Origin of the sequence: Rhodocista pekingensis (assembly GCF_042665545.1) — a bacterium.
Taxonomy (GTDB): domain Bacteria; phylum Pseudomonadota; class Alphaproteobacteria; order Azospirillales; family Azospirillaceae; genus Rhodocista; species Rhodocista pekingensis.
The window spans coordinates 23618-37597 of record NZ_JBHTCM010000005.1 but is presented as its reverse complement, the minus strand read 5'-3'; the positions used below and the strand labels follow the sequence as shown (position 1 = coordinate 37597).

General features: G+C 70.4%; 11 protein-coding genes. 5 read left to right on the top strand and 6 right to left on the bottom strand.

What is annotated here, in order from left to right:
* The first annotated feature begins 113 nt into the window (after positions 1 to 113).
* Positions 114 to 809, top strand: coding sequence for a TorF family putative porin (locus ACFQPS_RS04200; RefSeq protein WP_377356709.1), 696 nt, complete (start codon positions 114 to 116; stop codon positions 807 to 809).
* A 118-nt stretch (positions 810 to 927) separates the two neighbouring features.
* Here the strand turns inward: ACFQPS_RS04200 and ACFQPS_RS04195 are convergent, their stop codons facing one another.
* Together ACFQPS_RS04195 and ACFQPS_RS04190 are read right to left on the bottom strand one after the other, a co-directional pair.
* The gene (locus tag ACFQPS_RS04195) at positions 928 to 2142 is read right to left on the bottom strand and encodes a pyridoxal phosphate-dependent aminotransferase (RefSeq protein WP_377356708.1); all 1215 of its coding nucleotides are present in this window, start codon (positions 2140 to 2142) and stop codon (positions 928 to 930) included.
* A 200-nt stretch (positions 2143 to 2342) separates the two neighbouring features.
* Positions 2343 to 4799 (bottom strand): ATP-binding protein, encoded by a 2457-nt coding sequence (locus ACFQPS_RS04190; RefSeq protein ID WP_377356706.1) that lies wholly within the window; start codon positions 4797 to 4799, stop codon positions 2343 to 2345.
* 288 nt (positions 4800 to 5087) lie between these two features.
* Here ACFQPS_RS04190 and ACFQPS_RS04185 point away from each other — a divergent pair, with 288 nt between their 5' ends.
* Together ACFQPS_RS04185 and ACFQPS_RS04180 are read left to right on the top strand one after the other, a co-directional pair.
* On the top strand, positions 5088 to 6161 hold the full coding sequence (locus ACFQPS_RS04185) for a hypothetical protein (RefSeq protein WP_377356705.1): 1074 nt from the start codon (positions 5088 to 5090) through the stop codon (positions 6159 to 6161).
* A gap of 167 nt (positions 6162 to 6328) precedes the next feature.
* Entirely contained in the window at positions 6329 to 8437 is a 2109-nt protein-coding gene (locus ACFQPS_RS04180; RefSeq protein ID WP_377356703.1) for a TonB-dependent siderophore receptor, read from the top strand.
* Positions 8438 to 8486: 49 nt separating this feature from the next.
* Here the strand turns inward: ACFQPS_RS04180 and mltA are convergent, their stop codons facing one another.
* Together mltA and ACFQPS_RS04170 are read right to left on the bottom strand one after the other, a co-directional pair.
* A complete protein-coding gene (gene mltA / locus ACFQPS_RS04175; RefSeq protein WP_377356702.1) occupies positions 8487 to 9695 on the bottom strand; it encodes a murein transglycosylase A in 1209 nt (402 codons plus the stop codon).
* Between the two features lie 155 nt (positions 9696 to 9850).
* The gene (locus ACFQPS_RS04170) at positions 9851 to 10543 is read right to left on the bottom strand and encodes a Tim44/TimA family putative adaptor protein (protein ID WP_377356700.1); all 693 of its coding nucleotides are present in this window, start codon (positions 10541 to 10543) and stop codon (positions 9851 to 9853) included.
* 386 nt (positions 10544 to 10929) lie between these two features.
* Between ACFQPS_RS04170 and ACFQPS_RS04165 the strand changes: the two genes are divergently transcribed.
* Complete coding sequence (locus ACFQPS_RS04165) at positions 10930 to 11469, top strand: FxsA family protein (RefSeq protein ID WP_377356698.1); 540 nt, start codon at positions 10930 to 10932, stop codon at positions 11467 to 11469.
* Between the two features lie 43 nt (positions 11470 to 11512).
* Here ACFQPS_RS04165 and ACFQPS_RS04160 read toward each other — a convergent pair whose 3' ends face one another.
* The gene (locus ACFQPS_RS04160) at positions 11513 to 12502 is read right to left on the bottom strand and encodes a hypothetical protein (RefSeq protein ID WP_377356697.1); all 990 of its coding nucleotides are present in this window, start codon (positions 12500 to 12502) and stop codon (positions 11513 to 11515) included.
* Between the two features lie 182 nt (positions 12503 to 12684).
* On the opposite strand from ACFQPS_RS04160, the gene ACFQPS_RS04155 reads away from it, so the two are divergent.
* Positions 12685 to 13482, top strand: coding sequence for an ABC transporter ATP-binding protein (locus ACFQPS_RS04155; RefSeq protein ID WP_377356695.1), 798 nt, complete (start codon positions 12685 to 12687; stop codon positions 13480 to 13482).
* Positions 13483 to 13489: 7 nt separating this feature from the next.
* Here the strand turns inward: ACFQPS_RS04155 and ACFQPS_RS04150 are convergent, their stop codons facing one another.
* Positions 13490 to 13912: a metallopeptidase family protein gene (locus ACFQPS_RS04150; RefSeq protein WP_377356693.1), complete on the bottom strand. Its 423-nt coding sequence runs from the start codon at positions 13910 to 13912 to the stop codon at positions 13490 to 13492.
* Between the last annotated feature and the right edge of the window lie 68 nt (positions 13913 to 13980).

Here is a 13980-nt window from a genome sequence, read left to right as displayed (position 1 = left end):
ATCAGACGCTTCGGCGGCTTCATCAGCGCGGACGCCGCTGGCACCCTTGTTGCTGCGGCGCAGAACACAAAAAAAGCCTCTTCGAAACGAATAAGCCTCAAAGGAGCGGTTCCATGCGTATGAGCCGGTTGTTCGCTACCACCGCCGCCGCGGCCCTGCTGTTCGGCGCCGCCGCCGCCCAGGCCCAGGATGCCCCGTTCACCATCACGGGTTCCGCCGCCCTGACCACGGACTACGTGTTCCGTGGCATCAGCCAGACCGACGAGGGCGTCGCCGCCCAGGCCGGCCTGAACCTGGAGACCAACTACGGCGTCTTCGCCGGCATCTGGGGCTCCAACGTCGATTTCAACGACGGTGACGAGGCCAGCGCCGAGCTGGACTACTTCATCGGCTACACGAACACCATCGGCAACTTCGGCTACACCGCCCAGGTTCTGTACTACACCTATCCGGGCGCCGACAGCGACCTGGACTACAATTACTGGGAAGTGGGTCTGAACCTCGAGTACACCATCGGCAAGTTCACTCCGAAGGCCTCGGTCTACTACTCGCCGGAGTACTTCGGCAACACGGGTGAGGCCTGGTACATCTCCGGTGGTCTGGCCGCCGCGGTCACGGACAACCTGGGCGTGGACGTCAATGTCGGCCTCCAGACGGGCGAGGCCTGGAACGACGACGTGGTCGACTGGTCGTTCGGCGTGACCACCAGCCACTTCGGCCTGGACTTCGCCCTGCGCTACCACGACACCGACCAGAACGCCGACCTGTCCGACGAGCGCGTCGTGTTCACGGTGTCGAAGTCCTTCTGATCCGGTCCCCATCCGGTTCGTGCGACGGCCGGCGCCCCAGGCGCCGGCCGTTCTCATATCCGGCCTGCATTTCACCGGGCCTGCCTTCATCGGGGCCGCCTTCATCGGGGCTGCCGGATCAGGCGCTGTCCCCGGTGCCGGGCGCGAGCGCCTCCAGGGCCGGCACCAGCCGCGCCATCGCCGCGTGCAGCCGCTCCGCGGAGCTGGCGAAGCACAGGCGCAGATGCCCCTCCCCGCCCGGGCCGAAGGCGCAGCCGGGCGCCAGCCCGACGCCGCAGCGGTCCAGCAGATCCTTGGCGAAGGCCAGCGTGTCCGTCACCCCCGGCACCGCCAGGAAGGCATAGAAGGCCCCGGCCGGCGGCAGCAGCCGCACCCCCGCCAGCGGCGCCAGCGCCGCCATGACGATCCCCCGCCCGGTACGGCAGCGCTCCAGCGTCGCCGCCAGGAAGTCCTCGCCCCGTTCCAGCGCCGCCAGCCCCGCCATCTGGATGAACTCCGGCGTGCCGGAGGTATTGATCTGCACCAGCTTCTCCAGCACCCGTCCCAGCTCCGGCGGGGTCACCAGCCAGCCCAGCCGCCAGCCGGTCATGGCCCAGTTCTTGGAGAAGCTGTTGAGGACGATCAGCCGGTCCTCCGGTCCCGCCAGTTCCAGGAAGGACGGCGCGACGGCGCGCTGCCCCGGCGCGCGGTCATAGACCAGACGGCCGTACACCTCGTCCGCGATCAGCCAGATCCCCGTCCGCCGGGCCAGCGCCCAGAGGTCGCACAGGCCGTCGCGGTCCAGCACCCAGCCGGTCGGGTTGCTGGGCGAGTTGACGAACAGGGCCTTGGTCCGCGGCCCGATGGCGGCGGCGACCCGGTCGGGGTCCAGGCGCCAGCCGTGGGGTCCGGGCTCCAGCGGCACCGGCACCACCACGCCGCCCAGCAGCGCCACCGCCGACATCACGTTCGGCCAGACCGGGGTGACCACGACCACCTCGTCCCCCGGCCCGACCAGCGCCTGCAAGGCCAGCATGATCGCCTGCATGCCGGAGGAGGCGACGGTGATCCGCTCCATCCCGACCGCCGCGCCATGGTTGCCTGAAAGATAGGCAGCCAGCCCCTCGCGCAGCTCCGGCAGGCCACGCTGCCAGGTGTAGAAGACCCGGCCCTCGCGGATGGCACGGTCGCAGGCCTCGCGGATGAAGTCGGGCGTGGGCACGTCGCCCTCCCCGACCCAGAGCGGGATCAGCCCCTCCCGCCCGCGGCCGTACTGGACCATCTGGACGATGCGGGTCTCCTCCAGCCCGGCAACGACGGGGCGGAGACCGGGGAGGTCGTGCAGGATCGGCATGGCGGGCTTCCGGGCGGTGGCGGCCCCGGCGGAAGAGGCGCGGGGCACGGCGGGGCAGGCACCGCCACGATAGCATGCCGCCGTCGGAGCGGAAGCCCGCGCCCGGGAAGCCCCGTGCAGGGAAGCGCGTGCGGGGCTAACCCCGCACAGGGCAGGGTGCGTGCGGGGCTAGCCCCGCAAAGGGCAGGGGGCGTGCGGGGCTAGCCCCGCACGTCGGCCAGATCGGCGGTCAGCAGCCGCGACGGCGGCAGCCGCAGGGTGGCGGTGGTGCCCTCCCCGAACACGCTCTCGATCGAGAGCTGGCCGCCATGCAGCTCCGCCAGCCCGCGCGACAGGGCCAGCCCCAGCCCGGTCCCCGGATTGATCCGGGCATAGATGTTGTCCACCTGGTTGAAGGGGATGAAGACCTTCTCCAGATCCTCGGCCCGGATGCCGATGCCGGTGTCGCTGACGGCAATGGTCAGGCCGCGGGCCGGGTCGGCCTGCACCTTCACCCGCACCGAGCCGCTGGGGGCGGTGAACTTGATGGCGTTGGACAGCAGGTTCAGGACGATCTGCTTGAACTTCACGTCGTCCACCAGCACCGGCGGCAGGCCCGGCGGCACCTCCAGCCGGAGGTCGATGCGCCGCTCCATGGCGCGCGCGCGGACGATGCGCTCGCAGCCGGCCAGCAGTTCGCCCGGATCGCAGATGCGCTCGCGCAGCTCGACCTTGCCCGCCTCCATCTTGGAGACGTCCAGGATGTCGTTGATCAGGTTCAGCAGGTGCCGGCCGCTGGCGGCGATGTCGCTGGCATAGCCGGCCTTGGCGATCGGGCTGCCCTGCTGCTTCAGCTCGCTCTCCAGCACCTCGGCGAAGCCGATGATGGCGTTCAGCGGCGTGCGCAGTTCGTGGCTCATGTTGGCCAGGAACTCGCTCTTGGTGCGGCTGCCCAGTTCGGCCGCCGCCTTGGCCTGCTCCAGCAGGCGCTCGGCCTCATGGCTGGCGATGGCGATGGCGGCCAGATGGCTGGCCCGCCGGGCCATCTCCATCTCCCGCTCGTCGGGACCGCGGGCGCTGGTGTGGTAGACGGCGAAGGCGCCCAGCGGCTTGCCGTCCGCCGTCAGGATCGGCAGCGACCAGCAGGCCCGCAGACCCGATCCGGCCAGGGCGGGGCGGAAGCTCTGCCAGTTGGGATCGGCCTCCATGTCGGTGGTGACGATCGGCCGCCGGTCATAGATGGCCGGACCGCAGGAGCCGACGCCAGGACCGACGGCGACTCCGTCCACGGCGGCCAGGAAGCCGGTCGGCAGGTGCGGGGCGGCGCCGATGCGCAGATGGATGCCGTCCGGCTCCAGCAGCATGATGGAGCAGGCGCTGCCCTCCACCTGCCGCTCCACGCCCTCGCAGACGCTCTGGAGGATGCGCTCCTGCGGGGCGCGGCTGGCGGTCAGCTCCAGGATCTCGCGCTCCACCGTCAGCATCCGCTCGGCGCGCTCCCGTTCGCGGTTGTCCACCGCGAGCTGATGGGCGTTGCGCTTGAAGACGGAAACGGCCCGCGCCATCTCGCCGATCTCGTCATGCCGGTCGGGGACCGGCACCTCCGCCTCCAGATCGCCGTCGGCAAGCTGGCGCATGCTGCGGGTCAGCCGCACGATCGGGGCCAGCACCCGGAAATGCACCACGCCGACGGCGATCAGCGTGGCCACGAAGGCGGCCAGCATCTCCAGCGCCGACATGCCCAGCAGGCGCACCGACTCGGTCTGCCGCGCCAGCGCCGCCTTGTCGGCGCGGTCCATGGCGGCGCTCAACAGGTCGGTGACGGCGTTCAGCCCGGCGGTGGCCGCCGCCGGCAGCGTGCCCGGCTCGCCCGGCACCTGGGCCAGAAGCCGGGCGCGTTCCGCGAAGTAGCTGGTCAGGAACAGATTCTGCGCCCGGTCGAAGGCATCGGCCAGCAGCGGATCGCCGGTCTGTTCCACCAGTTCGCGGGTGCGCTCGAAACGCAGGGTCAGGCGCTGGCCGGCCTGATCCAGGGCGGCGCGCCGGTCCGGCGTCAGGATCGGCGGAAGGGCTTCGGCCCGGATCAGGGTCAGGATGTCGCGGCCGGCCTCCTCACGCAGGCGCAGCCCCTCCGCGATCAGCAGCTCCAGCGGCACGGCCTGGCCGCCGCGGGCCAGCGCCGGCTGGTTCAGCGCGATCAGGATGCGGTGCATGGACTCGGCCTGGGCGTTCACCGACTCCAGCCAGATATCGCGCAAGCCCGGCTCGCGCTCGGCCGCCGGCAGGGTGATCGCCGCATCCAGGCGGCGGCGCACCGCCTCCACCCGCCCGAAGGCTGCCGCCAGCTCGTCCGCCAGCGCCGGCACGGCGCCGTCGGTACGCTGGCGGAGCTGCGACAGCGCCTGTTCGATGTGCAGGTTGACGATGCTGCGGTGGTCGGCCAGCGTCCGCTGCACCTCGGCCGACACGGGGTCGGGCGAGGTCAGGGCCGAGAGACCGACCGAGCGCTCCAGGGCGAAGTCGCGGATACCCAGCAGCAGATCGGTGCTGATGCGTTTCAGCTCGATCACCGACCGCGCCGCGCGCCAGTCCCGCAGCTCCGCCTGGATATCGGACCCCGTGCCGATGAACTGGAGCGTCGCCAGCATGATCAGCGCCCCGAACAGGGCTGCGCGCATGCATCCCTCCTGACCGGTCCCCGGATTTCCCCACCCGGCCGGACCGCCCCTTGCAATAAAGCCACCCCGAATGACCAACCAATTTAGGCGACAGCACCCCTGTTCTGCAAACGGAAGAATGAAAAATATCGGAGGGATATATTCGGAACATTGGAGAACCGCCCCTCCGACCGCCGTTCGATGAATATTCAACAGTTCAAGCGCATGCAGAGGGGGACGCGGAGGGTCGGAATGTCCTATCCTTAAGTTGGGATTGCCCCCCGACGCCACCGCAGCAACCTTTCAGCGATGACCGACAGCGACGCTTCCGCAACCCCCGGTACCGCCGAGGACCGGCCCGAGGACCGTGACGGACTTGTCTTCGACGACGAGTCGCGGGACGCGCTGCACATCCTGCCGCTGGGCATGCTGCCGATCGCCACGCCCGGCCTGCGCCGGGCCAAGCTGATCAAGAACGCGCGCCTGGAAACGGTGGTCGAGCTGTTCCACGACCGCCAGTCCGGCAGCGGCCAGGTCAGCACCGACCATCTCGGCTCGCTGTTCCCCACGCACAAGAAGGAGCTGCGCACCGATCTGGTGCAGGTCGGCAAGCTGGTCCGGCTGAACAGCTTCGACATCTACACCCTGCGTAAGGAGCTGCGCCGGATCGGCATCCCGGTCAACGACGAGCGGCACCTGCGCCTCTCCGAGAGCAAGCGGTCGGAACTGACCGGCTACATGAAGCATTTCACCCGGCCCTTGTTGCAGCAGGTCTATGGCGGCGAGGAGCGGAGCATCGACGACGTCTCCGACATCCTGAAGATGCTGGCCAACCCCGACCGGGACGAGGCGCTGCGGAACCTGCGGATGCTCTCCGACAAGCTGAAGGTCGGCTTGCAGGACATCCCCGACTTCCTGGAGGAGTACGGCGACACCTTCCTGTCGCTGGCCTATTTCCGGAGCTGCCTGGACGGTATCGTGCCGGACGTGCAGCGGTTCATGAAGTGGGCCCTGGACGCGGCGGACAGCGAGCTGATCTCCCGCGACCGGCAGATGATGAAGATGCTGTCGGAGGTGCAGTCGAAGCTGACCGGCATCACCACCTCCATCACCGGCCGGTTCGAGGCGTTCGACCGCCGCAGCAAGGATTTCTGGACCGACATCAGCGCCGACAGCTTCCGCACCGTGCGGCACCAGATCGAGAGCCACCATGTCACCATCGGCGGCGTGCTCTGCGGGCTGGCGGTGAAGATGGCGCTCTGGCGGGACCGCTTCCCCCACGGCGGCGGCGGCCCGCAGAAGCGGGTGGAGTTCGTGCGCTCCGAGATCCTGCCGGGCCTCGACCACATCAACGCCATCGAGCGCAGCGCCGGCGCGGCCTGATCCGGCCCGGCGGCGGGGACGGCCCGGCGCGCCGGACGGCTCGGGCGGCCCGTTTTGGTCGTTGCGTATGAGAATAATTATCACTATAGCCCCTGCCGTGAGGCGGGCGGCCGCAGCCCCCGCGTCGATCCAGGAATGGACGATCCGAGAATCCCGGAGGGGGAGAGATGCAGAAGACCTGGTGGCTGGGCGCCGCGTTGGCGGTGCTGGCGGCGTCGGCACCCGCGTCGGCGCAGGAGACGGCGGCGACCGGACAGGACAGAGCGGCCGACCGCGCGATCGACGAGATCATCGTCACCGGCGCACGCCAGCGCAGCGGTGCCGCGACCAAGACCGACCTCCCCGTGATCGAGACGCCGCAGCCGATCAGCATCGTCCCGGCCGAGCTGTATCAGGCGCAGGGCGCGCTCTCCGTCGCGGACACGCTGCGCTATGTCGCCGGCGTGCAGGCCAATCCTTACGGGCCGGACAGCCGGGTGGACAGCGGCTTCATCCGCGGCACCAACCCGTTGCAGTTCCGCGACGGCATGCGCGACCTGTTCAGCTACTACGCCAGCATCCGCGCCGACCCCTACACCTTCTCCCAGGTGGAGGTGGTGCGCGGCCCGGCCTCGGTGCTGTTCGGCACCACCTCGCTGGGCGGGCTGGTCAATCTGGTCTCCAAGACGCCGCGGTTCGAGACGGGGGGCGAGGTGTCGCTGCGCTACGGCTCCTTCGACCGCAAGGAGGCGCTGGCCGACGTGACCGGGACGCTGGCCCCCGGACTGGCCGGGCGGCTGGTGGCCCGCGTCCGGGAGTCGGGCACCCAGACCGACCATGTGCCCGACGACCGCACCCTGCTGGCGCCGTCCGTGCGCTGGCAGCCGGGGCCGGACACCGACATCACCCTGATCGGCCTGTACCAGGAGGATGACGGCGGCTCCACCTCCCAGTTCCTGCCGGTGGTCGGCACCCTGCTGCCGAACCCGAACGGCCGGCTGCCGGACAGCCTGTTCATCGGCAAGCCGGGCTGGGACCGCTATGACGGGCGGCTGCGCCAGGGCACCGGCATCGTGGAGCACCGCTTCACCGACCGGGTCCGGATGAACCTGCGCGCGCGCTACGTGGACAGCGACCTGACCTATCTGACCCACTATCCCGACAGCTACGCCAACCCGACAAACCCCTACCTGGACCCCGCCCGGCGCCTGATCGGGCTCTATGCCGACGGCAGCAGGGCGCGGATGGACATCTTCTCCACCGACAACAATCTGCGCGTCGATTTCAACACCGGCGCGGCGGTGGAACATGTCGTCCTGGCCGGCGTGGACTACAGCTGGAACCATGTCCGCAAGACGGGCGGCTACGGCTACGAGATCATCGACATCTACGCTCCGGACTACGACGCCCTGTCCGACTTCGGCGGCGGCCTGCCCGCCTCCGACAGCCGCGAGGACGTGGCGCAGAAGCAGCTCGGCTTCTATGTGCAGGACCAGATCCGGCTGTGGGACCGGGCCTCGGTCGTGCTGGGCGGCCGGCGCGACCGGGTCCGCACGAGCAACGCCGGCAGCCCGACGGAGGAGGCGGAGGCCACCTCGCTGCGCGCCGGGCTGATCGTGGAGGTGCTGACCGGCGTCTCCCCCTTCGTCAGCTACACGGAATCGTTCGAGCCGATCTCCGGCACCGCCAGCGACGGCGGGGCCTTCGATCCCAAGCGCGGCCGCCAGTACGAGGCCGGCATCAAATTCCACCCCGACGATGCCACCCTGCTGACCCTGACCGGCTACCACATCAAGGAGAGCAACCGGCCGGTGGACGATCCGACGACGCCGGACCCATTCGACCAGACCCAGGCGGGCTCGCTCACCTCCAAGGGCTTCGAGGTGGAGGCGAGCCGGCTGCTGCCGGGGAACTACGAGATCATCGCCAGCTACAGCTACACCAAGGCGGAGATCGAGGAGGAAGGCACCCAGCTCGAAAACGTGCCGAAGCACAACGCCTCGCTCTGGGCGACGAAGACGCTCGACCTCGGCAACGAGGCCAGCCTCCGGCTGGGCGGCGGCGTGCGCCATTCGGGCGCCAGCCGCTCCTACGGGGCGGCCTTCCCCGACGGCCTGCGCACCCCCTCCTACACGCTGGTGGACGCGCTGGCCGAGGTGACCTGGCGGAACTGGCAGCTCTCGCTGAACGCCACGAACCTGCTGGGCAAGGACTACTATTCGTCCTGCCTCGCCCGCGGCGACTGCTTCATGGGGGCGGAGCGGACCGTCTTCGGCACCCTGAGCTACCGGTTCTGAGCGGGCGGACGGCGGCCCGCCGCGGGGCCGCCGCTGTCCGGCGCCCGCCTCACGCTGTCGGGGCGGCGGGCGCCACCGTGCGCGGCAGCAGCAGCCAGTAGCGGCCCGGGCTCTTCATGCGGCCGGCGCGCAGTTCCGCCTCCGCGCCATGGCCCCAGAAGACGTCGCCGCGCACGGGGCCGCGGATGGCGCCGCCGGTGTCCTGCGCCACCAGCAGCCGTTGCAGCCGCCGGGCCGGGTCCAGCGGGTCCTCCGCATCCAGCCAGAGCGGCGTGCCGTAGGCCACGAAGCTGCGGTCCACGGCAAGGCTGCGGCCCGGCGTCAGGGGCACGCCCTGGGCCCCGACCGGGCCTTCCCCGTCCAGCAGGCGGAAGAAGACGTAGGAGGGATTGCGGTTCATCACCTCGGCCGCGCTGGCGGGGTTGGCCTCCAGCCAGGCGCGGATCGACTGCATGGTGACCTCGTCCTTCGCCATCGCGCCGCGCGCCACCAGCTCGCGCCCGATGGCGACGTAGGGATGGCCGTTCTGCCCGTCATAGCCGACGCGCAGTTCCGTCCCGTCCTCCAGCACCACCCGGCCGGAGCCCTGGATCTGGAGGAAGAATGCCTCCACCGGATCGTCCACCCAGAGCAGTTCCAGGTTGCGCCCCTTCAGCGCGCCGGCCTCGATCTTCGCGCGGTCCTCATAGGGGCGCAGCCGTCCGTCCACGACCCGGCCGGCGATGCGCTCGCCCTTCAACGCCTCGCGGAACTCGCCCAGATCGACCATCACCAGATCGTCGGGGCGGCGCAGCAGCGGGGTCTGGAACGGCCCGTGCTGGCGGCGAGAGCCGCGCAGCAGCGCCTCGTAATAGCCGGTGAACAGGCCCTCTTCCGCGCCGTTGTTGCCGGCCAGCCAGGGCCGGAACCAGGTTTCGAAATAGGCGCGGGCGGCCCCTCTGTCGCCCGGCGGCACGGTGGCCAGGGCGGCGCAGGCCGGCTTCCAGTCGGCGACGCGGCCCAGCATGCCCTGCGGCCCCAGGGTGCGCCCGTCCGGCTGCGGCGCCAGCCGGGCGCAGGAGCGGGCCAGCACCGGCAGCGCCGCCGCATGATCGTCCCCCGCCCAGCCGGGCAGGGCGCGGAAATCGGCGGCGGCGAGCGTCAGGCGGGCCGGCGGCGGCTCTTTCGGCGGGCGCGGGGCGCCGCAGCCGGCGAGCGCGGACAGGAGAAGGGCGGCCAGCACGAGGCGGGCGCGGGTCGGGCGTGTCTGTCGGGGCATGGCTCGGGCGGGGTCGCGGGAAGGATGTCCCTTAGCTACCCAAGCCCGGCGCGGGGGGAAAGCGGCAATAGCGGGGCAGGACCGGCAGCCGGGGCAGAGCTGGAACCGGAAGGCCGGCCCCGGCGCGCGCCGGATGCCCCGTCAGGGCACCCCGTTCAGGGCACCCGGGTTTCGACCAGCAGCCAGTTCGGGTCCGTCGAGCGGGTGTTGCGGCTGAAGGTCCAGATGTCCACCACCTCGATCGCCTCGTCCGGATCGCCGTCCACCACGTCGCCATCGGCGTTCAGCGTGCAGTCGATCTGATGGGTGACGAACTTGATGGTGACAAGGGCGTGGCGGCCGTCCAACCGCGCTTCCTTCAGGTCGATGGACTCGAAGGCGGTGATGCGGGTCTCCCGCGTCTCCCCGGCGGCCTGACGCTTGCGGATCGCCTCGGCGAAGCCGTCATAGACATCGTCCGCGAGCAGCGGCCGCAGGGTGGCGGTGTCGCCGTCGGCGAAGGCCTTCACGATCATCTCGAAGGCGGCCTTGGCCCCTTGCAGGAAATACTTCTCGTTGAAGTTCGGGTCGGCCGCGCGGATCTGCCGCACCCCTTCCTCCAGGGAGATCGGACCCGTCTCCACCGGGGGCGGAGCCTCGGGCGGGCGGCCACGGTCGGGCAGCGGAACCACGTTGTCGGACTCCGCCGGGGCGGGAGCCTGACCGGCCTTCGGCGGGGGCGTGAAGGGGTTGGGGCGCTGCCGCTCCTCACCATGGCGGCGCCCGAGGACGCTGCGCAGGCGATAGACCAGGAACGCGGCGACCATGCCGAAGATCAGGATGTCGAAGAAATAGAAACCTTCACCCATGCGCGTGTCCTGCCACCTTCGGTTCTGCGGGACGGCCCCGGCGGGGACCGCTTGCCCGGTGGTCGGGCCCCTGGTGGTCGGGCCGGTGACCGGCCGGAGGCCGAGCATGCCGGGGACCCGTCCCCCTTTCAACCTGCCCGTCCGATCATTAACTCCTGATGGACGTTCCGTGTTGCCGTCCTGTCCCCGATCCCCCGGTGCCGGTATCCTGGCGCCGTTTCCCCGGCACCGGACCCCCGTGCCGCGGACCATGACCCGGAAGGGCATGGCCCCGCAGCGGGTGGAAAGGTCGGGGCGGGTGCGGCGACCGGGGCGGAATACCGCCTGCCAGCCCGACCGGCTTTCCGGTTAGATAGGCCGTTTCCCATAATTGAGCAAGGACGCCCATGCGCTTCCTTCTTTTCTTCCTGCTTCTTCCCCTGGCCGAGATCGCGGGCTTCGCCTGGGTCGGCAGCGCCATCGGCGTGCTGCCGACGGTGCTGCTGGTGGTGCTGTCGGCGCTGGTCGGCATCGGGCTGCTGAAGCGGCACGGCATCGACACGCTGCGCCGCGCCCAGGACCGCCTGGACCGCGGCGAGCCACCGGTGCAGGAGGCGTTCGACGGGCTCTGCCTCGCGCTCGCCGGACTGCTGCTGGTGATCCCCGGCTTCCTCTCCGACATCGCCGGCCTGCTGCTGTTCCTGCCGCCGGTGCGGTCGTGGCTGTTCGGGCGGATGAACATGGTCGTCGTCACCACGGGCCCGGCCGGGATGCGGCCCGGCGGCCCGCTGGACGGCGCCGGCCGGCCCGGCGGCCGCGCCCATGGCGGCCCCGACGTGATCGAGGGCGACTGGGTCGAGGTGCGCGAGGAGCGCTACCGGCTGGAGGGCGAGGGCGGCGACGATACGCCGCCGACCGAAAGCCGCTGGCGCCCGCCCGGACGCTGAGCCCCGGATGCTGACGCCGGGGCGCTGAAGCCGGGGCCGGCCGCTATTTCGGCGGCCGGCGGTTGGCGAGCTTCCACTGGCTGGCCTGGCTGAAACGCCGGGCCAGGAAGTGGTAGGTCTTCTTCAGCAGCGCATCCAGCGCCGGGCCCTTGTCGAGCGGCGGCATCTCCGCCCCTTGCAGGGCCTGCCAGTCCTCCAGCAGTTCCTCCCAGGGCATCAGGCACTGGTGCAGGTCGTCGCGCATCTCCCGGATATAGGCGATGTTCTGCTCGAACTTGCGCAGCATGACCAGGATCTCCCCGGTCTGCGCATCGACCTGGGCGAAGCGCGCCTCCAGGTCCGCCAGCGGCGGCAGGCAGAGGGTCTGCATCCGCACGATCTCCTCCCGCATCGTGCGCTCGGCCTTGTAGATGCGGTGCGCCGTCTCCAGCCCCTGGCGGATCATCGCCAGCAGGTGCATGCGCTCGCGCAGCCCCTCGATGTAGGCCAGTTCCTGCGCCAGCAGGTCCACCCGCTTCTCCACCTCCTGCTCGACATCGCCGGAGAGCGCGAGCCGGTCCGCGATCATCCGGAAGGCGTCATGGACGCGGGCCTTGGTGGTCGGGTCGCCGACCACCTGTTCCAGATGCTCCAGGCTGGTGATGACCGTCTCCCCGCCCGTCATCCAGGTGACGAGCTGCACCGTCAGCCGGGCGCGGGCGATCTGGTAGTGCTTCTCATCCACCCGCCAGGAGGCGGTGCCGTCCAGCAGCTCGTTCGGGATGCTGTCGCCGGGCTTGATCTGGCGGACGTATTTCAGCCCGCGCGCCGCCATGTCCAGGAGCTGGCCGTCGAAGCTCTTGGGGTCGATGTTGAACTCCGCACAGAGCTTGTCGAGCGCGACCTCCGCGTCGTTCTTGCCCAGGCGGAAGCGCATCACCGGCTCCTCCGTCGTGGCGGACAGGATGAAGCGCGCGCCTTCCAGGGTGAAGACCTTGTGGTCGAACAGGAAATGGGTGGCGCGGTTGGGGCCGGGCTGGATGCCTTGGCTCATGGCTCGGGATCGGGGTTGCGGGCAAGGAGGCGTGAAGGCGGATCGTGCCACGGATCGGCGCCGGCTTCCGGCGTCTACCGGGACCCGGGATGATACCACGTCCGAAAAGGCCGAGCAGGGCTTTGCCAACATGGCGCCGGCGCGCTAGCCTCCGACCCCGGTCACAGCAACCGGACAGTCCCATGCCGCACCCGCCCGTTCCGCCCGATGCCCGCGAAGCCATCCGCATCGAGGATCTGCACAAGAGGTTCGGCGATCTGGAGGTGCTGAAGGGCGTGTCGCTGACGGCGCGGGAGGGCGACGTGATCGCCCTGATCGGCTCGTCGGGCTCGGGCAAGAGCACGCTGCTGCGCTGCATCAACCTGATGGAGGTGCCCGACGAGGGCCGCGTCTCCATCCAGGGGGAGACGATCCGGATGACCCGCGACCGCGCCGGTGCCGCGCGCCCGGCCGACCGCCAGCAGGTGGACCGCATCCGCCAGCGCCTGGGCATGGTGTTCCAGAGCTTCAATCTCTGGACCCACATGACCGTGCTCCAGAACGTCATCGAGGCGCCGGTGCATGTGCTGCGCCAGCCGAAGGAGGCGGCGGTGGAGCGGGCCCGCGCCCTGCTGGCCAAGGTCGGGCTGGCGGACAAGCTGGACGCCTATCCGGCCCAGCTTTCCGGCGGTCAGCAGCAGCGCGCCGCCATCGCCCGCATGCTGGCGATGGAGCCGAAGGTGATGCTGTTCGACGAGCCGACCTCGGCCCTGGACCCCGAACTGGTGGGGGAGGTGCTGCGCGTCATCCGCACCCTGGCGGACGAGGGCAACACCATGCTGATCGTGACGCACGAGATGGCCTTCGCCCGCGACGTCTCCAGCAAGGTGGTGTTCCTGCACCAGGGCCGGGTCGAGGAGGAAGGCACCCCCGACGAGGTGTTCGGCAACCCGCGCAGCGAGCGCTGCCGCCAGTTCCTGTCCCGCGAGACGGCGTACTGACCGCCCGTCAGGCGCCCGCCTCCCCGGCGGTGCCACCCTCGATCGCCTCCATGTCGGCGTCGGAGAAGCCGAAATGGTGGCCGATCTCATGGATCAGGACATGGCGCACCAGATGCGTCAGGTCCTCCCCCGTCTCGCACCAGTAGTCCAGCAGCGGCCGGCGGTAGAGATAGATCATCTCCGGCCCGCGCGGCAGGTCGGACACGCTCTGGAACGGCAGGCCGACGCCGCGGTAGAGCCCCAGCAGGTCGAACGGGCTTTCCAGGCCCATCTCCTGCTCGGTCTCCTCGTCGGGGAAGTCCTCCACCCGGATCAGGACGTTGCGCACATGCCGGCGCAGCTCCTCCGGGATGGTGTCGAAGGCACGGGCGGCGATCGCCTCGATCTCCTCCAGCGTGGGGGCGGTCGTGAAACGGCGCAGGGACGCCATGGGGTTCCTCTCGTGGTGCGGACCGGAGCTTGCCGCGGCCGCTTGACGTGGGCAAGCGTCCGGGCCAC

Bases quoted from the DNA above. Each gene is read 5' to 3' on its own strand.
- ACFQPS_RS04180 (WP_377356703.1), top strand. From the start codon at position 6,329: ATGCAGAAGACCTGGTGGCTGGGCGCCGCGTTGGCGGTGCTGGCGGCG.
- ACFQPS_RS04160 (WP_377356697.1), bottom strand. From the start codon at position 12,502: ATGAGCCAAGGCATCCAGCCCGGCCCCAACCGCGCCACCCATTTCCTG.
- ACFQPS_RS04165 (WP_377356698.1), top strand. From the start codon at position 10,930: ATGCGCTTCCTTCTTTTCTTCCTGCTTCTTCCCCTGGCCGAGATCGCG.
- ACFQPS_RS04170 (WP_377356700.1), bottom strand. From the start codon at position 10,543: ATGGGTGAAGGTTTCTATTTCTTCGACATCCTGATCTTCGGCATGGTC.
- ACFQPS_RS04190 (WP_377356706.1), bottom strand. From the start codon at position 4,799: ATGCGCGCAGCCCTGTTCGGGGCGCTGATCATGCTGGCGACGCTCCAG.
- ACFQPS_RS04155 (WP_377356695.1), top strand. From the start codon at position 12,685: ATGCCGCACCCGCCCGTTCCGCCCGATGCCCGCGAAGCCATCCGCATC.
- ACFQPS_RS04185 (WP_377356705.1), top strand. From the start codon at position 5,088: ATGACCGACAGCGACGCTTCCGCAACCCCCGGTACCGCCGAGGACCGG.
- ACFQPS_RS04150 (WP_377356693.1), bottom strand. From the start codon at position 13,912: ATGGCGTCCCTGCGCCGTTTCACGACCGCCCCCACGCTGGAGGAGATC.
- ACFQPS_RS04200 (WP_377356709.1), top strand. From the start codon at position 114: ATGCGTATGAGCCGGTTGTTCGCTACCACCGCCGCCGCGGCCCTGCTG.
- ACFQPS_RS04195 (WP_377356708.1), bottom strand. From the start codon at position 2,142: ATGCCGATCCTGCACGACCTCCCCGGTCTCCGCCCCGTCGTTGCCGGG.
- mltA (WP_377356702.1), bottom strand. From the start codon at position 9,695: ATGCCCCGACAGACACGCCCGACCCGCGCCCGCCTCGTGCTGGCCGCC.